The 19474-nt window shown below is 62.1% G+C and carries 11 protein-coding genes and 1 tRNA gene; 5 read left to right on the forward strand and 7 right to left on the reverse strand.

The window, feature by feature from the left end; all coding sequences use genetic code 11:
• Nucleotides 1-10: 10 nt before the first annotated feature.
• The 4 genes from RC54_RS20675 to RC54_RS20690 all read right to left on the reverse strand — a co-directional run bounded on the left by RC54_RS20675 (nucleotide 11) and on the right by RC54_RS20690 (nucleotide 7116).
• Complete coding sequence (locus RC54_RS20675) at nucleotides 11-4687, reverse strand: glutamate synthase-related protein (protein WP_058896723.1); 4677 nt, start codon at nucleotides 4685-4687, stop codon at nucleotides 11-13.
• 185 nt (nucleotides 4688-4872) lie between these two features.
• Complete coding sequence (locus tag RC54_RS20680) at nucleotides 4873-5604, reverse strand: transposase (RefSeq protein WP_061790301.1); 732 nt, start codon at nucleotides 5602-5604, stop codon at nucleotides 4873-4875.
• A 172-nt stretch (nucleotides 5605-5776) separates the two neighbouring features.
• On the reverse strand, nucleotides 5777-6754 hold the full coding sequence (locus RC54_RS20685; protein ID WP_061790302.1) for a TerC family protein: 978 nt from the start codon (nucleotides 6752-6754) through the stop codon (nucleotides 5777-5779).
• 68 nt (nucleotides 6755-6822) lie between these two features.
• Entirely contained in the window at nucleotides 6823-7116 is a 294-nt protein-coding gene (locus RC54_RS20690; protein WP_058896726.1) for a TFIIB-type zinc ribbon-containing protein, read from the reverse strand.
• 166 nt (nucleotides 7117-7282) lie between these two features.
• Between RC54_RS20690 and nhaR the strand changes: the two genes are divergently transcribed.
• Entirely contained in the window at nucleotides 7283-8227 is a 945-nt protein-coding gene (gene nhaR / locus RC54_RS20695; protein WP_058896727.1) for a transcriptional activator NhaR, read from the forward strand.
• Nucleotides 8228-8587: 360 nt separating this feature from the next.
• On the opposite strand, the gene RC54_RS20700 is transcribed toward nhaR, so the two are convergent.
• Entirely contained in the window at nucleotides 8588-9451 is an 864-nt protein-coding gene (locus RC54_RS20700; protein ID WP_058896728.1) for a LysR family transcriptional regulator, read from the reverse strand.
• 126 nt (nucleotides 9452-9577) lie between these two features.
• On the opposite strand from RC54_RS20700, the gene RC54_RS20705 reads away from it, so the two are divergent.
• On the forward strand, nucleotides 9578-10807 hold the full coding sequence (locus tag RC54_RS20705; RefSeq protein ID WP_061790303.1) for a YbfB/YjiJ family MFS transporter: 1230 nt from the start codon (nucleotides 9578-9580) through the stop codon (nucleotides 10805-10807).
• A gap of 65 nt (nucleotides 10808-10872) precedes the next feature.
• Here the strand turns inward: RC54_RS20705 and RC54_RS20710 are convergent, their stop codons facing one another.
• Nucleotides 10873-12375, reverse strand: a complete 1503-nt coding sequence (locus RC54_RS20710) for an AMP nucleosidase (protein WP_061790304.1) — start codon at nucleotides 12373-12375, stop codon at nucleotides 10873-10875.
• 590 nt (nucleotides 12376-12965) lie between these two features.
• Between RC54_RS20710 and RC54_RS20715 the strand changes: the two genes are divergently transcribed.
• From RC54_RS20715 to RC54_RS20725, 3 genes are all read left to right on the forward strand, one after another.
• Entirely contained in the window at nucleotides 12966-14033 is a 1068-nt protein-coding gene (locus RC54_RS20715; RefSeq protein WP_061790305.1) for a type II asparaginase, read from the forward strand.
• 153 nt (nucleotides 14034-14186) lie between these two features.
• Nucleotides 14187-15809, forward strand: coding sequence for an OpgD/OpgG family glucan biosynthesis protein (locus tag RC54_RS20720; RefSeq protein WP_061790306.1), 1623 nt, complete (start codon nucleotides 14187-14189; stop codon nucleotides 15807-15809).
• A 71-nt stretch (nucleotides 15810-15880) separates the two neighbouring features.
• Nucleotides 15881-15957 (forward strand) — tRNA-Arg (locus RC54_RS20725).
• A gap of 292 nt (nucleotides 15958-16249) precedes the next feature.
• Here the strand turns inward: RC54_RS20725 and RC54_RS20735 are convergent.
• Entirely contained in the window at nucleotides 16250-19351 is a 3102-nt protein-coding gene (locus RC54_RS20735; protein ID WP_061790307.1) for an efflux RND transporter permease subunit, read from the reverse strand.
• Nucleotides 19352-19474: the final 123 nt, after the last annotated feature.

Below are 19474 nucleotides of genomic sequence, written 5' to 3' on the forward strand. Positions count from 1 at the left end.
TGCGGATGGATCAGGCGGCGACCTTTTCCTTCTTCGTTTCGGCAGCGGCGGCCAGTTCGGCCAGCGCACGCTTGTACTCGGTCGGGAACACCTTGACGAACTTGGCGCGCGACGCCGCCCAGTTATCCAGCAGGTAGCGCGCACGCGTGCTGCCGGTGTACTTGAAGTGGCGTTCAATCAAGCCGCGCAGGATGGCTTCGTCGGTCTGGCGTTCGCCACCGCGCAGCAGGCTGTGCCAGATGTTGCGGCCCAGAGTCTGCTCCTGCTCGGTGTCGGACAAGACCTTTTCCAGGCTGACCATGGCGGTATTGCACTTGCCGGCGAAGTCACCTTCCGGGTCATACACGTAGGCGATACCACCCGACATACCGGCAGCGAAGTTGCGGCCGGTATTGCCCAGCACCACCACGGTGCCACCGGTCATGTATTCGCAACCGTGGTCGCCGGTACCTTCCACCACCGCGATGGCACCGGAGTTGCGCACCGCGAAGCGCTCGCCGGCCACGCCGTTGATGAAGGCTTCACCGCTGATGGCACCGTACAGTACGGTATTGCCGGAGATCATGTTGTCCACGGCACGACCACGGAACTCGGTGTTGGGACGCACGATGATGCGGCCACCCGACAAGCCCTTGCCTACATAGTCGTTGCCTTCGCCGACCAGGTCCAGGGTCACGCCCTTGGCCAGGAAGGCGCCGGCCGACTGGCCTGCGGTACCTTGCAGCTGGATGTGGATGGTGTCGTCCGGCAGACCTTCGTCGCCGTAACGCTTGGCCACTTCACCGGAGAGCATGGCGCCGACGGTGCGGTTGAGGTTCTTGATCGGGGAGATGAAGGAAACCTTCTCGCCCTTTTCCAGCGCGATCTTGGCTTGTGCGATCAGCTTGTGGTCCAGTGCCTTGTCCAGGCCGTGGTCTTGCACGTCGGTGTGGTAGACCGGCAGCTTCGACTCGGGCTGATGGAAGATGCGGCTGAAGTCCAGGCCCTTGGCCTTCCAGTGGGCAATCGCCTTGGAACGGTCCAGCAGGTCGGCACGACCGATCAGGTCATCGAACTTGCGGATGCCCAGTTGCGCCATGATCTGGCGTGCTTCTTCGGCGATGAAGAAGAAGAAGTTGACCACATGTTCCGGCTTGCCGGAGAACTTGGCGCGCAGCACCGGATCTTGCGTAGCCACGCCCACCGGGCAGGTGTTCAGGTGGCACTTGCGCATCATGATGCAGCCTTCGACCACCAGCGGTGCGGTGGCGAAACCGAATTCGTCCGCGCCCAGCATGGCGCCGATGACGACGTCGCGGCCGGTCTTCATCTGGCCATCGGCCTGCACGCGGATGCGGTTGCGCAGGCCGTTCAGGACCAGGGTCTGCTGGGTTTCAGCCAGGCCCAGTTCCCACGGGGAACCAGCGTGCTTGATCGAGGACAGCGGCGAAGCGCCGGTACCGCCATCGTGACCGGCGATGACCACGTGATCCGACTTGGCCTTGGCTACGCCAGCAGCGACGGTACCCACACCCACTTCGGAGACCAGCTTGACCGAGATGGACGCGCGCGGGTTGACGTTCTTCAGGTCGTGAATCAGTTGGGCCAGATCCTCGATGGAGTAGATGTCATGGTGCGGCGGCGGCGAGATCAGGCCCACGCCCGGCACCGACACGCGCAGCTTGGCGATGTATTCCGAGACCTTGTGGCCGGGCAACTGACCACCTTCACCGGGCTTGGCGCCCTGAGCCATCTTGATCTGGATCTGGTCGGCCGAGATCAGGTATTCGGCGGAGACACCGAAACGACCTGACGCCACCTGCTTGATGCGCGAACGCAGCGAGTCTCCTTCCAGCAGGGGGATGTCGACTTCGATGTGTTCGCGGCCGATTTCCGAAGCCAGGGTTGCACCTTGCTTGATGGGGATGCCCTTCAACTCGTTACGATAACGGTTGACGTCTTCACCACCTTCGCCGGTGTTGGACTTGCCGCCGATACGGTTCATGGCGATAGCCAGCGTGGCGTGGGCTTCGGTCGAGATCGAGCCCAGCGACATGGCGCCGGTGGCAAAACGCTTGACGATTTCCTTGGCCGGTTCCACTTCATCGATCGAGATCGCCTTGGACGGGTCGATCTTGAACTCGAACAGGCCGCGCAGCGTCATGTGGCGCTTGGACTGGTCGTTGATGATCTGGGCGTATTCCTTGTAGGTGTTGTAGCTGTTCGAACGCGTCGAGTGCTGCAGCTTGGCAATCGCGTCCGGGGTCCACATGTGCTCTTCGCCACGGATACGGAAGGCATATTCGCCACCGGCATCCAGTGCGTTGGCCAGCACCGGGTCGGCGCTGAAGGCAGCGGTATGCAGGCGCAGCGCTTCTTCGGCCACTTCGAACACGCCGATACCTTCGACGTTGGAGGCGGTACCCTTGAAGTACTTGTCCACCAGGGCCTTGGACAGGCCGATGGCTTCGAAGATCTGCGCGCCGCAGTAGGACATGTAGGTCGAGATGCCCATCTTGGACATGACCTTCAGCAAGCCCTTGCCGACTGCCTTCTGGAAGTTGTAGATGGCCTTTTCCGGCGACAGGTCGCCCGGCAGACCCTTGGCCAGGTCGGCCAGGGTGTCCATCGCCAGGTACGGGTGGATCGCTTCGGCGCCATAGCCTGCCAGCAGGGCGAAGTGGTGCGTTTCGCGAGCCGAACCGGTTTCCACCACCAGGCCGGTGGAGGTGCGCAGGCCCTTGCTGACCAGGTGCTGGTGGATGGCCGAAGTGGCCAGCAGTGCCGGGATCGGCAGCTGGTCGGCATCGACCTTGCGGTCCGAGATGATCAGGATGTTGTGGCCCGACTTGACCGCATCGACGGCCTTGGCGCACAGCGAGGCCAGGCGCGCTTCGATACCTTCCTTGCCCCAGGCGACCGGATAGCAGATGTTCAGTTCGTAGGACTTGAACTTGCCGCCGCTGTGCGCGCTGATGTTGCGCAGCTTGGCGATGTCGTCATAGTCCAGCACCGGCTGCGACACTTCCAGGCGCATCGGCGGGTTGATGTTGTTGGTGTCCAGCAGGTTGGGCTTGGGACCGATGAAGGACACCAGCGACATGACCAGCGCTTCGCGGATCGGGTCGATGGGCGGGTTGGTCACCTGCGCGAACAACTGGCGGAAGTAGTTGTAGAGCGGCTTGTTCTTGTTGGACATGACCGCCAGCGGCGAGTCATTGCCCATGGAGCCGATGGCTTCCTCGCCACCGCTGGCCATGGGGGCCATCAGGAACTTGACGTCTTCCTGGGTGTAGCCGAAGACCTGCTGCAGGTCCAGCAGCTTCAGGGGCGAGGACGGCTGGCGCGGCTCTTCCTTCAACTCATCGAGCTTGACGCGCACCGAGTTGATCCACTGCTTGTAGGGCTTGGCGTTGGCGTAGGTGTCCTTGAGTTCCTTGTCGTCGATGATGCGGCCGGCGTCCAGGTCGATGAGGAACATCTTGCCCGGTTGCAGACGCCACTTCTGGATGATCTTGGATTCGGGAATCGGCAACACGCCCGATTCGGAAGCCATCACCACCAGGTCGTCATCGGTGACGATGTAGCGCGCCGGACGCAGGCCGTTGCGATCGAGCGTGCCGCCGATGTGACGGCCATCGGTGAAGGCCAGCGCAGCGGGGCCGTCCCACGGTTCCATCATGGCGGCGTGGTATTCATAGAAGGCGCGGCGGTTGTCGTCCATCGAGGTATGGTTTTCCCAGGCTTCGGGGACCATCATCATCATCGCCTGCGGCAGCGGATAGCCGGCCATGACCAGCAGTTCCAGCGCGTTGTCGAAGCTGGCGGTATCGGACTGGCCTTCATAGATCAGCGGGAACAGCTTCTTCAGGTCCGCACCCAGCACGGCCGACTGCATCACGCCTTCGCGGGCGCGCATCCAGTTGAAGTTGCCCTTGACGGTGTTGATTTCACCGTTGTGGGCGATCAGGCGGTACGGGTGGGCCAGCGGCCATTCCGGGAAGGTGTTGGTGGAGAAGCGCTGGTGCACCAGGGCCAGGGCCGAGACGCAGCGCTCGTCCTGCAGGTCCTTGTAGTACACGCCGACCTGGTCGGCCAGCAGCAAGCCCTTGTAGACCACGGTGCGGGCCGACATCGAGGGCACGAAGAATTCCTTGCCGTGCAACAGGTTCAGCGCCTGGATGGCGTGGCCGGACGACTTGCGGATCACGTAGAGCTTGCGTTCCAGCGCATCGGTGACCATCACGTCCGGGCCGCGGCCGATGAAGATCTGGCGGATCACCGGTTCTTTTTCGCGCACGGTGGGCGACATCGGCATGTCGCGATCGACGGGGACGTCGCGCCAGCCCAGCACGATCTGGCCTTCGGCCAGCACCGAGCGTTCGATTTCCTGTTCACAGGCAATGCGGGAAGCGTTTTCCTTGGGCAGGAAGATCATGCCCACGCCATATTCACCGGGCGGCGGCAGGTCCACGCCCTGCTTGGCCATCTCTTCACGGTAATACTGATCGGGGATCTGGATCAGGATACCGGCACCGTCACCCATCAAGGCATCGGCGCCGACTGCGCCCCGGTGATCCAGGTTCTTCAGGATGAGCAAACCCTGGTCAACGATGGAATGGGATTTCTTGCCCTTGATGTGGGCGATGAAACCGACGCCACAGGCGTCATGTTCATTTGCTGGGTCGTAAAGGCCTTGCGCGTGCATAACGGTGCTCCACCACATTGACAGTAAGGATTTGAAGAATAGTGCACGGCACCCAATAGTTCAATGAAAATAAATGGGGTCTGAGTCCAATTTAATTCCCTAGAAATTTACGGATTTTTTAATTAGGGACAGAGCAAAGATGAAAACATCTAACTCATTGATTCAACACATTTATTTTTGAACGACTACGAATCTTTTCCTACGGATACGTCTTCAACTTCAGTCACGGGGCGGACCACCGCCGGGCGTCCGCGCTTGGCCGGACTGACACGGCGATGGGTCTGGCGCTCCAGACCTTGCTTGAAATCGTCCGATCCCAGCGCCCAACCCTTGAGCGTGGCAGCGGTGATGCGCTCCACTTCGGCGCGCGCCAGGCCCTCTTCGGTGAGCTGGCGATAGGCGATCTCGCGATCGAAGGGCGTGTTGCCAATGGACCAATACTGAGGATGATCGGTAATCAAGCCATCCTGCTTGGCACCGATGTGATGCATGTAGCTGGACCACGGATACTCACCCGGGCTGGCCGCCAGGCCATTGCGCACCGGATTGAGCTCAATGTAGCGGCAGATGGCCAGCAGGTAGAGTTCGGCATCGATGACGGTGGCGCGGTAACGCCCCTGCCATAGCGTGCCGCTGCGCCCATGCTTCTGGTTGAAATACGGGACGTAGTGGCGTCCTATCCATTGCATCATCCGTGCCAGCCCTGCGTCATCGCTGGGCGTGACCAGCAGATGCAGGTGGTCGGGCATGAGCACGTAGGCGTGCACGGCCACCTTGAATTGCCGCGCAGCATCCTTGAGCCAGCCCAGGAAGGCCAGGTGATCCTCGGCATCACGGAAAATGACCAGGCCATCATGGCCGCGCTGGATGATGTGATGAGGCTGGTGCGGGACAACGAGACGGGGAAGGCGGGCCATGGCAGACGCTGCAAACCTGAAGAGTGGAGCTGACATTCTAATGCACTCCGTCCCCAATAAACGAGCGATGCCAAATTTGCATCGAACGGCAATAAACTTCACCTGTGCATAAAAAAACCGGCCAGATTGCTCCAGCCGGTCAAGCCCCACGTTGAATTCTTCACAAGTGCTCTCAGACGGCGCCACCTACTTTTTTCTTGTCCCGGCTCAGCACCAGGCTGGCAATGATGGACACCAGCAGGATGGCACCGACGATGGACAGCGAGATCAGTACCGGCACGTGGAACCAGATCGACAGCAGCATCTTGCCACCCACGAACAGCAGCACCAGGGCCAGGCCGTACTTGAGCAGGTGGAAGCGCTCGGCCGAATCGGCCAGCAGGAAGTACAGCGCACGCAACCCCATGATGGCGAACATGTTCGAGGTGAAGACGATGAACGGATCCTTGGTGATGGCGAAGATGGCCGGGATGCTATCGACCGCAAAGATCACGTCGGAAATCTCGATCAACAGCAGCACCAGCATCAGCGGAGTGAAATAGCGCACGCCATTGATGCGGGTGGTGAACTTTTCGCCATCGTAGTCGTTGCTGATCTTCAGATGTCCGCGCAGCCAGCGCAGCAGCGGGTTGTCGCCCAGGTCGGCTTCCTTGTCGGCGAAGATCAGCATCTTCACGCCGGTAAACACCAGGAAGGCACCAAAGACATACAAGATCCAGCTGAACTGGGCGATCATCCAGGCACCCAGCAAGATCATCACGGCACGCATGACGATGGCACCGATGACGCCATACAGCAGCACGCGGCGCTGCATTTCAGGCGGCACGGCGAAGTAGCTGAAGATCATCAGGAACACGAAGATGTTATCGACCGACAGCGCCTTCTCGATCAGGTAGCCGGAGAGGAACTCGGCGCTCTTCTGGTTGGCGAACTCACGCCCGACGTTGGCATCCAGGTACCACCACATCAGGCCGGCAAACAGGAAGGCCAGCGATACCCAGACCAGCGACCAGCTCAAGGCCTCCCTGGGCGAGACGCGGTGCGCATGGCGCCCACCCAGGGCGAACATGTCCACCGCCAGCATCCCCAGCACGAATACGATGAAGCCACCCCACATGGGCAGGCTTGCGAAACTCTCTACGCCGTTCACGTCAGACCTCTCTTTTCTTGTTCATCCGCCAGGGGCGAAAATCGCTTGTTCGACTTTGGAAGAAATCTTCAATCGAAGTCGAAGATCTCGCCCAGGAAGCCTTTCTTTTTGCGTTTATGTTCATATCCATAGCCGCCGTGGCCGAACCGGGCGTCATAGGCCGCTGGCGGCGGCCCCGGTACGCGCGCCGCCGGCATCGGGGCCGATGTCGGTGCCGCCTGGCTGACCATGGCACGTTCGATCAGCTTGTCGAGCTCGCCACGATCGAGCCACACGCCCCGACATTGCGGGCAGTAATCGATCTCGATGCCCTGGCGTTCCGAGATCAGCAGGTTGTGAGATGTGCAAACGGGACATTTCATCAGGCTCTCCTCAACATCAGTATTGGCAACGATGCCCGGCACGTCGACAACTCAAGATCGCTACCGGACAAGGCGTCACTTTAGGCGAAAGCCTGATGAATGAAAATTCGAATATTTTGAGATAATCCTTCGAGAAAACCGAAGTATTGGATGAAGGGAAATCCGCATGGCCAGCCTCAACTACAAGCATCTCCATTATTTCTGGACGGTCGCCAAGACCGGTGGCGTGGCGCGCGCCAGCGAACGGCTGCACCTGACGGCGCAGACCATCAGCGGCCAGATCAGCCTGTTCGAAGAAAGCCTGGGCTACAAGCTCTTCAAGCGCGTGGGACGACGACTGGAACTCAATGATGAAGGCCGCATGGTGTTCGACTATGCCGAACGCATCTTCAGCCTGGGCCAGGAACTGGAAGAAGCGCTGCGCCTGCGTCCGGGCGGACGCGCCCTGCAATTGCGCGTGGGCGTGGCCGATGCGGTGCCCAAGGCGATTGCCTACCTGCTGCTGGAAAGTGCGCTGGCCATGCAGGAGCCGATCCGCATCATCTGCCGCGAAGGTAAGCTCGACGTGTTGCTGGCCGACCTGGCCATCCACAAGCTGGACATCATCATCGCCGACAGTCCCATGCCGCCCAACGTGGATGTGCGCGGCTACCACCACCTGCTGGGCGAATGCGATACCAGCTTCTTCGCCACGCCCGCGCTGGCGCGGCGCTATCGCAAGGGCTTCCCGCTCAGTCTGGATGGTGCGCCCTTCCTGATGCCCGGCGAAGACGCCGCGGTACGCCCGCGCCTGCTGCGCTGGTTCGAAAAGCAAGGCATCCGCCCGCAGATCACCGGCGAGTTCGACGATGGCGCCCTACTGCTGGCCTTCGGCGATGCTGGCGCTGGCATCTTTGCCGCGCCCACCGCCATTGCCGCGCAGATCCGCAAGCAATATGGTCTGGTCGATATCGGCAAGACCGACGCTATCCGCGAGCAGTTCTATGCCATCTCGGTGGAACGCCGCCTGAGTCATCCGGCAGTGCTGGCCATACAGTCGGCGGCACGCGGCAACCTGGTCGCAGCCGGCACACCGGAAACTCATGCCTCAAAAGGAAAAGAGTCGCTGTAACAAAACGATCAGCCACCCGGTCGCAAAACTGCTTTTTCCTGCCGCCCAATCTGCATTTGAAAACATATTATCTCACCAATACTCACGGCAACTTGACAACAAGCTGACAAGCATTTTCAGCGAACCGTGGAAAGCACAGAAAAAAGGGCGGGACAAAAGAAAAACCCCACAACCCTTGCGGGCTGTGGGGTAAATCCCATTCTCGGGGGGGAGAATGGAGGGGGAACTTCAATATAGGGAAATCGACGCCATGTCGCAGCCGTTTTTACAAATGGTTACACCCTCTTCATATACTGCACGACATGACATATTTAGCACATATCAAATGCTCTTCTATATGCACCATATGCATCCAATATATCAAGCACTGGCCATAAGTAAAGAACGCAATGCCAACAAGGAAGCCGAGCCCCGCTCGCGGCGACTGATCATATAAGTGACGACCCGCCCTTCCCGCCCCAGCGAATGGGTGGCAAAGCCATGCGGCGCGACCTGCATGACGAGCACCGAACGCGGCACCACCGCCACGCCCGCCCCAGCCGCCACACAGGCCAGGATGGCATGGTAGGACGCCAGCTCCAGCGTGCGCAGCGGCAAACCGCCCCGGCTGTGGCTGGCGAACCAGGCCTCGGCGCGACGGCGATAGGCACACCCCTGCTCGAAGACGATCAGGGTATCGAGCTCCACATCCCCGGGCGCCCGCACGCGGCGATGGCTGCGCGGCGTCACCAGCAGCAGTTCTTCCTTGTACAGCGGGGTAGCCTCGAAGGCCGGATCATCGACCGGCCCCGCCACCAGCGCCGCATCGAGCTTGCCGGTGCGCACCCCGGCCATGAGCACATCGGTGGGCCCAGTCGACAACTCCAGCCGCACCTCCGGCCAGCGCTGGTGGAACTCCGCCAGCGGCGTGGGTAGCCGGCTGGCCGCGGCGCTTTCCATGGAACCGATGCGCAAGCGGCCGCGCGGGCTGTGCGGCGCCACCACCTGGCGTGCCTCCTGCGCCAGATCGAGGATGCGCTCGGCATAGTCCAGCAGCGCTTCGCCGGCTGCGGTCAGCACCAGACGCCGCCGCTCACGCACGAACAGTGGTACGCCGATGGATTCTTCCAGTTGCTTGATGCGCGTGGTGACATTGGATTGCACCCGGTTGAGCCGCTCGGCGGCGCGCGTGATGCCACCCTCGGCCACCACGGTGCGGAAGATTTCCAGTTCGGCCAGTTCCATGCGAGGCTCCAGACAATGTTCTCAGATCAAGATGAAGTCATCCTTATTATTCATTTTTTAGAATGACCCAAAAACGATAGCATGGATACCCATTCATCACACGCTCACACGCTCATGCGCTCCCCCATGTCTTCACATCAATCTACCGCCCCCCATCCCCGCCACGGCCAGGCCTGGAAGGTCTGCCTGTCCGGCATGGTGGCGCTGTCGGTAGCCATGGGCATCGGCCGCTTCGCCTTCACGCCACTGCTGCCGATGATGCTGCACGAAGGCAGCTTGTCGCTGCAGATGGGCGGCTGGCTGGCCACGGCCAACTACCTGGGTTACTTCCTGGGGGCCATGCTGTGCGCCCTGTATCGCAGCCGACGCGGCGTGGCCCTGCTGCGCGCCGGCCTGGTGGCCACCATCCTGCTTACGCTGGGCATGGGCGTGCTGCATCAGGACTGGGCCTGGCTGTGGATGCGCCTGCTCTCGGGGGTGGCCAGCGCCTATGTCTTTGTCTATACCGCGGGCTGGTGTCTGCAACAGCTCACGCAATTGGGACGCCCGGAACTGGGCGGCGTAATCTTCTGCGGCCCCGGCCTGGGGATCGCGCTGACCGGCTTGCTGTCGGGCCCGATGATCGCAGCCGGCTGGCTGGCCGCCGGGGGCTGGATCGCCTTCGGCGTGATCGCCCTGGCACTGAGCGCCGTGGTCTGGCCCGCCTTCAGCTTCGATGCCGGCGCCCAGCTCAAGGTGCATGAGCACCAGGACCACACCAGCCAGATGCAACAGCCCGAAACGCCACAGCACAAGCGCGAAGTGCTGATCCAGGTGATCGCCTATGGCATCGCCGGCTTCGGCTACATCATCACCGCCACCTTCCTGCCGGTGATCGCGCGCCGGGCCCTGCCGGGCTCGGCCTGGCCGGATTACTTCTGGCCCATCTTCGGATTGTCGGTGGCCGTGGGCGCCTTCAGCGCCACCCGGCTGTCGGTGCAGGGGGACCAGCGGTTGTTACTGATCGGGGCCTACCTGATGCAGGCCCTGGGGGTGCTGCTATCGATCTTCTGGCCCAATGCGCTGGGCTTTGCCCTCAGTTGCCTGCTGCTGGGCCTGCCCTTCACGGCCATCACGCTGTTCGGGATGCGCGAAGCGCGCCGCCTGCGCGGCGAACAGGCCAGTAGCCTGATGGCCCTGATGACCGCCGCCTACGGCATCGGCCAGATCGCCGGACCGCCGCTGGCCACTGCGCTGGTGCATGGCAGTGGTTCCTTCACACCTTCGCTGTGCGTGGCCGCCGTCGCGCTGCTCATCGGTGCGGCCCTGTACTACCACCTCACATTCAGCCATCGTTTGCCGCCGCGTTCGGCATGAACAAAAAAAGCCCGCGACATGCAGCGTCGCGGGCTTTTCATCTGGCAGTCGAGTAACCACAGCAATCAGCGGAAGGCCGGCTCCGCAAAGCTGCGCAGCTTGCGGCTGTGCAGTTGCTCCACCCCATTGTTGCGCAACAGCTCCAGCGCCCGGATACCGATCTGCAAGTGCTGCGCCACGCGCTGCTCGTAGAAGGTATTGGCCATGCCGGGCAGCTTGATCTCGCCATGCAGCGGCTTGTCCGACACGCACAGCAAGGTGCCGTAGGGTACGCGGAAGCGGAAGCCATTGGCGGCCACGGTGGCGCTCTCCATGTCCAGCGCGATGGCGCGGCTCTGCGAGAAGCGCAACAGCGGCATCCGGTGATCGCGCAACTCCCAGTTGCGGTCATCGACCGAGGCCACGGTGCCGGTACGCATGATGCGCTTCAATTCATAACCGTCCAGCTGGGTGATGCTGGCCACCGCATCCTGCAACGCCAATTGCACTTCGGCCAAGGCCGGGATCGGCACCCACAGCGGCAGGTCGTCATCGAGCACATGATCGTCGCGCACGTAAGCGTGGGCCAGCACGTAGTCGCCCATGCGCTGCGAGGCCGACAGCCCCGCGCAATGCCCCAGCATCAGCCAGCCATGCGGACGCAGCACCGCCACGTGATCGGTCACGGTCTTGGCATTGGACGGGCCCACGCCGATATTGACCAGGGTGATGCCGCTGCCATCGGCGCGCTGCAAGTGATAGGCCGGCATCTGCGGCTGCCGTGCTGGTGCCACGCCGGAAGCTGTACGGACATCTGTACCGGTCTGGTTGGCACTCCAGGTGGTGACATTACCGGGCTCGACGAAGGCAGTGTACTGGCGTCGATAGGCCAACTCATCCGGGTCGTCGGTGGGCTCCATCAGACGTCGGCCCAGACGCACGAATTCATCGACGTAGAAGGCATAGTTGGTAAAGAGCACGTAGCGCTGGAACTGATCCGGCGAAGTGGCCGTGTAGTGGCGCAGGCGGTGCAGCGAATAATCGATGCGCGGGCCGGTGAACAAGGCCAGCGGATGCGGGCCCTCGCGCCAGGCGCCGTTATCGACTTCATAGCTGCCATTGGCAATGCGATCATCCATAGCCGCCAGGTCTGGCAGGTCGAAATAATCGGGCAGCGTGCGCAGGTGTTCCGGGTCCAGACTGCCCTCCACGTGGATGCCCTCGGGGAAGGCGAAGTGGACCGGGATGGGCATGTCGCTCACACCCACCTCCAGCGGCACTTCATGGTTCTGCAGCACCAGCTTGAATTGCGCCAGCAGATATTGATGGAACAGCTTGGGCCGGGTCAGCGTGGTCTGGTAGCAACCGGGGCCGGCCACGAAACCGAAGGATTGACGGGTATCGGCATGGGTGGATTTTTCGGTGGTGATGCGCACGAAGGGATAGCAGGCGCGCACCCGCTGCTCCATACCCTGGCCACGGGAAAACTGGCGGAAGGCATCACGCAGGATGGCGGTATTGTGCTCGTAGATTTCCAGCACGCGTGCATAGGCGGCGTCGGGGTTGGTGAATTTTTCTGTGGCAAACATCGTGGTTCTCCATCATTGCCGCGCGCCGCGCCGGTGTGGGGTCAGGATGCGCTGGAGCGGCGCGGCCGGTCGGGCCGGTCATTCATCGAAAGGACTTGTGCGCAGCACCATCTTACCCGAGAGCGGGCCATTGCACGAACCGCCGATCAAGCATGACAAGAGCGCGCTGGTCCGGCTTTGCGACTGGCCGCTTCGGTGATATCTTCCAAGCTCTTCATGGCGGTTTACTTATTTTTTCATCGTCCGTCTCCGCCGGCCCCGGGGCGCCTTCCAGGCCAGCGCGCAGCACGCCTCATGCCGGTGGAAGTTGCGAGTCATTCTTCTCATTGCAGGCCTTCGAACCGCAGCATTACGCACGAAACGTGCATGAACTGCGCTTCAGATCGGCCTGTCTTGCAGCTTTCCCATTCGTTAAAAAAAGCTTTGATTGCCACGCGAGCCGATGCTATCTTGTCGGCGCTTTGGCAAGGATGACCTCACGCCATCCGGCGCAGTCCATCCTCACCGGGCAAACTAAAAAAATTAAAAAAACTAAGAACAACCAAGATAAAACCAAGAAAATCCGTTCAATCACACGTTCAGAGGCACACATGTACATCAAAAAATTCTTCCAGCAAATGCTGGTCCTGCTCTGCCTGGCTGCAGCCGCGGCCGCGCACGCGCAAACCCTGCCCAATGTGGTCATCCTGGCCACCGGCGGCACCATCGCCGGCACCGGTGCCACCAGCACCACCACGGTAGGCTACACCGCTGCCAAGGTCGGTGTGGATGCCTTGATCGCCGCCGTTCCCGAACTGAAGAAGGTCGCCAACGTGCGCGGCGAGCAGGTCATGCAGATCGCCAGCGAAAACATGAACAACGACGCCTGGCTCAAGCTGGCCAAGCGCGTCAACACCTTGCTGGCGCAGAGCGACGTGGATGGCATCGTCATCACCCACGGCACCGACACCATTGAAGAAACCGCCTACTTCCTGGACCTGGTGGTCAAGAGCAAGAAGCCGGTGGTGATCGTGGGTGCGATGCGTCCGTCCACCGCCATCAGCGCCGATGGTCCGATCAACCTGTACAACGCCGTGCTGCTGGCCGGCTCCAAGGAAGCCGTCGGCAAGGGCGTGCTGGTGGCACTGAACGACCAGATCAATGCTGGCCGCGAAGTGACCAAGACCAACACCTCCACCATGGACACCTTCAAGACGCCGGAACTGGGTTTCCTGGGCTACATCCAGGGCAACAAGCCTTACTTCTATCGCCAGTCCACCCGCAAGAACACGGTTGACACGCCGTTCGACATCATGAACCTGGACAAGCTGCCGCAAGTGGACATCGTCTACGGCTACGCCAACATGAACCCGATCGCACTCAACGCCTTCGTGGCCGCTGGCGCACAGGGCATCATCCACGCTGGCGTGGGTGACGGCAGCCTCAACAACACCGTGGTCCCGGCGCTCACCGAAGCTCGCAAGAAGGGCGTGGTCATCGTGCGTTCCAGCCGCGTCGGTCAAGGCATCGTGGCGCGCAATGGCGAAGCCGACGACGACAAGCTGGACTTCGTGGTCTCCGACACTCTGAACCCGCAGAAAGCCCGCATCCTGCTGATGCTGGCCCTGACCAAGACCACCGACACCAAGGAAATCCAGAAGATGTTCTGGGAGTACTGATCCCCGCCATCCCGGCAAGAAGCATTCACTTCCAAGCCCGCTGCAGGCCCGCTACAGAGAGCGAGCCCCAGCGGGCTTTTTTGCTGGCCGGAACCAAGCTCGGCCACCCTGACTCTGTAGAGTTCTTGCCCAGTCCAGAACAGGAGAATGCCCATGACCAGCCGCCGTCACTTCCTCACCGCCGCCGGTGCCGCTTCTGCCCTGGCGGCGCTGGGCGTGTCACCACAGGCCCTGGCGGCGCAGGGGATGCAGATGGGGCGCGCCCAGCCCTTTTCCTTCGAGCAGCTCATCGCCCGCGCCCGCGACATGGCGCGCACGCCCTACCAGGCGCCGCCCGCAGTGCCCGCCGCCATCCTCGACCAGATCGATTACGACGCCCACGGCAAGATCCACTTCAAGACCGACCTGGCCGTCTTCGCCCAAGGCCCGGGGGCCTTCCCGCTGACCTTCTTCCACCTCGGCAAGTTCTTCCGTGTACCGGTACGCATGTTCATCCTTGATGGTCAGGGCGACGCCACTGTACCGGTGGCCGCACGCGAACTGTCATATCGCGATGACTACTTCGACATGCCGGCTGACAGCCCGGCGCACCGGCTGCCACCCGGCAGTGGCTTCGCCGGTTTCCGCTTCCAGGAAAGCCGCCTGGCCGACCAGTCGCGCAAGGACTGGCGCAAGAACGATTGGGTGGCCTTCCTGGGAGCCTCCTATTTCCGTGCCATTGGCGATCTGTACCAGTACGGTTTGTCGGCACGCGGCATCGCCATCGACGTGGCACAGGCCGACCGTCCCGAGGAATTCCCCGACTTCACGCAATTCTTCTTCGAACCGCAAGCGCCGGGCAGCGAGACGGTCGTGGTCTATGCCTTGCTCGATGGTCCCAGCATCACCGGAGCCTATCGCTTCGCCATGCAACGCGGCGCGGGGGTAGGCATGGAGATCGACAAGGCGCTGTTCCTGCGGCGTGACGTGGCGCGCCTGGGGCTGGCCCCGACCACCTCGATGTATTGGTTCTCGGAAACGGTGAAAGGCACCGGCGTGGACTGGCGGCCCGAGGTACATGACTCCGATGGCCTGGCGATCTGGAGCGGCGCAGGGGAACATCTATGGCGCCCGCTCAACAATCCGCCCCGCACCATGGCCTCGGCCTTCGGCGACCAGCATCTGCGTGGCTTCGGCCTGCTACAGCGCGACCGCGACTTCGACCATTATCTCGATGGCGTGCACTATGAACGCCGCCCCAGCCTGTGGGTGGAACCGCTGGGCGACTGGGGCGAAGGTGCGGTGCAATTGATCGAATTGCGCACCGATGATGAGATCCACGACAACATCGTGGCCATGTGGGTACCCAAGGCGCCAGCACGCGCTGGCAACAGCTATCGTCTGCGCTACCGGCTCTGCTGGCAGAAGGATGAACCCTTCCCCACCCCGCTGGCACGTTGCGTGGCCACGCGCCTGGGCCGCGGCGGCCAACCGGGACAGGCGCGCCCGCAGCAGGTGCGCAAGTTCATGGTCGAGTTCAAGGGAGCGCCGCTGGAGAACTTACCCTTTGGCGTGAAGCCGGAAGCCGTCATCACCGCCTCGCGCGGCAGCATTTCCTACGTCTACACGGAAGCTCTGCCCAATGGCGTCGCCGGTCACTGGCGCGCCCAGTTCGATCTCACCGCCGACGGTCAGGAACCGGTCGAGCTGCGCCTGTTCCTGCGCCACCAGGGCCAGGCGCTGAGCGAGACCTGGCTGTTCCAGTACCATCCTTTTGTGGCACGCGAGGTGTATTGAAGGAATTTTTTACGGGGTCTCGAAAAAATGTTTGTACTTTTTTCAAAACCTCCTTATAATCTCGTTCTTTCGCGGCTGTAGCTCAGCTGGATAGAGTACTTGGCTACGAACCAAGGGGTCGTGGGTTCGATTCCTGCCAGCCGCACCATATGCAGTAAAAAAAGGGTCCATCGCAAGATGGGCCCTTTTTTGTTTTGGCCGCATAAGTTACGGCGCCGAAGCGCCGCGCTCAAGCCATCACTTCTGCTTGTCCTCGGCCTGGCTGCCGAACAGGGCCGGCTTGATGCTGGTCTCCGGGTCGATGAAACAGATCCCGTAATAGACCACGATGTAGGCCAGGATGAAGGCCGCAGCCATGGTCCAGTGAAACTGTTTGGCAACCGAATCGAAACGCTCAGCGGTATTTTCCAGCGTGGGTTCCCCTCGTCGATGCCTTTGCATTAGGGTGTTACGGCGTTACGGCCTTGCGTCAGGCCCAGTACCACCACGAAGAACACCGGCACGAACAGCACCGCCAATAGCGTGGCGCTGACCATGCCGCCGAACACGCCGGTACCGATGGCACGCTGCGTTTCGGCACTGGCGCCGGACGCCAGCATGAGCGGCACCACGCCCAGGGCGAAGGCCAGCGAGGTCATCAGGATCGGTCGCAGGCGCAGCACCGCGGCACGGATGGCGGCCGGCACCAGACCCATGCCTTCGGTGTGCAACTGCTTGGCGAACTCCACGATCAGGATGGCGTTCTTGGCCGACAGGCCGATGACGGTAATCATGCCGACCTTGAAGAAAACATCATTGGGCAGGTCACGCAGGATCACCGCCAGCACCGCACCGATCAAGCCCAGCGGCACCACCAGCATGACCGACAGCGGAATGCTCCAACTCTCATACAAGGCCGCCAGCACCAGAAACACCACCAGCATCGACAAGGCCATCAGCAATGGCGCCTGCGCCGCCGACAGGCGCTCCTGCAGCGACTGGCCGGTCCAGGCCACGGCAAAGCCGGGCGGCAGTTGCTGCGCCAATCTCTCCATCTCGGCCATGGCCTCGCCACTGGCCACGCCCGGCGCGGCGCTGCCGGAGATGCGCACCGCCGGGAAGCCCTGGTAGCGCTGCAACTGGGTCGGCACCACACGCCAGGAGGCCTTGACCAGCTCGGCCAGCGGCACCATGCCGCCCGACTGGTTGCGCACGTACAGTTTCATCACATCCTCGATCTGCATCCGGGCATCGGCGCGGGCTTGCAGGATCACCTGCTGCATCCGTCCCTGGTTGGGGAAATCATTGACGTAGAAGGAACCCATGGCCGCCGAGAGCGTATCGCTGATGTTGGCAAAGGAGACGCCGAGTGCCGCTGCCTTGTGGCGATCGACGTCGAGCTGGATGCTGGCGCCGGCAGGCAAGCCATCCGAATAGACGCCGCTGAGCTTGCTGCTCTTGGCGGCCAGCGCCAGCAACTGCGCCTCGGCTGCCTTGAGGGCGTCATAGCCCTGGTTGGCGCGATCCTGCAGACGCATGGCAAAGCCAGAGGAGTTACCCAACTCTTCGATGGCCGGCGGCAGCAGGCTCATGACCATGCCATCGCCAGCGGCTTCCATGGCGAGCTGGGCCTGGTGCGCTTCGTCGGCGGCAGTGGCGCCATGGCGCAGCTTCCAGTCCTTCAATTCGGTGAAGGCCATGGCGGCATTGGGGCCGGAACCGGAGAAACCGAAACCCAGCACCGAGAGGTTGGCGCCGATGTCTTGGCGCGTCTTCAGGTATTGCTCGAACTGGTCCACCGCGCGTGCGGTGCGCTCGGCGGTGGCGTCGGCCGGCAACTGGAAGGAAGTCATGAAATAACCTTGGTCTTCTTCCGGCAGGAAGGCCGAGGGCAAGGCCTGCAAACCCAGCACCAGCAGCGCCGACAGCGCTGCATACACCAGCATCATGCGCAGCCCGCGCGCCACCAGCCGGCCCAGCACCGATTCGTAGCGGGCGGTCAGTCGCATGAAGCCGCGATTGAAGGCGCCGAAGAAGCCGCGCTTGTCGTGATGACCGGGGGCCACCGGCTGCAACAAGGTGGCGCACAGGGCTGGCGTCAGGCTCAAGGCCAGGAAGGCCGAGAACAGGATCGATACCGCCATGGCCAGCGCAAACTGGCGATAGATCACGCCCACCGAACCACCGGCCAGCGCCATGGGGATGAACACGGCGGTAAGCACCAGCGTAATGCCGACGATGGCGCCAGTAATCTCGCGCATGGCCTTGATGGTGGCCTCACGCGGGCCCAGGCCTTCCTGCGCCATGATGCGCTCGACGTTTTCCACTACCACGATGGCATCGTCGACGATGATGCCGATGGCCAGCACCATGCCGAACATGGTCAGCACATTGACCGAATAGCCGACCGCCAGCATCACCGCCAGTGTGCCCAGCAAGGCGATCGGGGCGACGATGGCGGGGATGATGGTATAGCGCACGTTCTGCAGGAACAGGTACATCACCAGAAACACCAGCACCATGGCCTCGATCAGGGTCTGCACCACCTTCTGGATGGAGATCTTGACGAAGGGCGCGGTGTTGTAGGGCAGCGAGAAATGCATCCCCGGCGGCAGACTGGGTCGCAATTCGTCCATGCGTGCCTGGATGGCGGCGGCGGTGCGCACCGCATTGGCGCCGGGGGAGAGCTGCACCGCCGCCACGCCCGCGGGCTTGCCATCTTCGCGGTTGGAGAAGGCATAGGATTGCGCCCCCAGTTCCACCCGGGCGACGTCGCCCAGCAGCACGCGCGAGCCGTCCGGCTTGGCCTTGAGCACAATGGCAGCGAATTGCGCGGGCGACTGCAATTGCCCCTGCACCGTCAGCGGCACGGAGATCTGCTGGCCCGGTACAGTGGGCGAATCCCCCAGCCGGCCTGGAGCGATCTGGGCGTTCTGCTGGCTGATGGCGGCGCTGATGTCGCCCACCGTCAAGCCAAAGGCATTGAGCTTGAAGGGATCGATCCAGATGCGCATGGCCTGCTCGGCACCGAACAATTGCACCCGCCCCACGCCATCCACGCGCCGCAATTCCTCGACGATATTGCGCGCCAAATAGTCGCTCAGGCGTACTTCGTCATAGCGACCATCGGTGGAGGTGAGACTGACCATGAGCAGGAAGCCCGAGGCAGCCGATTCCACCGTCACGCCATTCTGGCGCACCGTCTGCGGCAGTCTTGCCTCGATGGCCTTGAGCTTGTTCTGCACATCCACCTGGGCCAGTTCGGGATCGGTGCCGGGCTTGAAGGTGACGCTGATCTGGGCGCTGCCGGAGGTGTCGGCCGAGGATTCGAAATAGAGCAGGTTCTTCACGCCCGACAGTTCGCGCTCGATCAGACTGATGACGCCATCGTTCATGGTTTGCGGCGTGGCGCCGGGATAGGTGGCATTGATGCTCACGCTGGGCGGGGCCACCGAGGGATAGCGCGCAATGGGCAACTGGCTCATGGCGATCACGCCCAGCAGCACGATGAACAGGGCCAGCACCCAGGCGAAAATGGGACGGTCAATGAAAAAACGGGGCATACAGGAACTCCATCGATGAGTCGCCGCGGAGGTGAGCACGCCAAGGCTTTAGCAAACCAGGCAAGCCGACAGTACAATCGCGAGCGAAGGCGGAGTCTGGGCGAAAAGCGTGAGGATTGCGCG

It is taken from the genome of Herbaspirillum rubrisubalbicans (assembly GCF_003719195.1).
Lineage (GTDB): Bacteria > Pseudomonadota > Gammaproteobacteria > Burkholderiales > Burkholderiaceae_D > Herbaspirillum > Herbaspirillum rubrisubalbicans.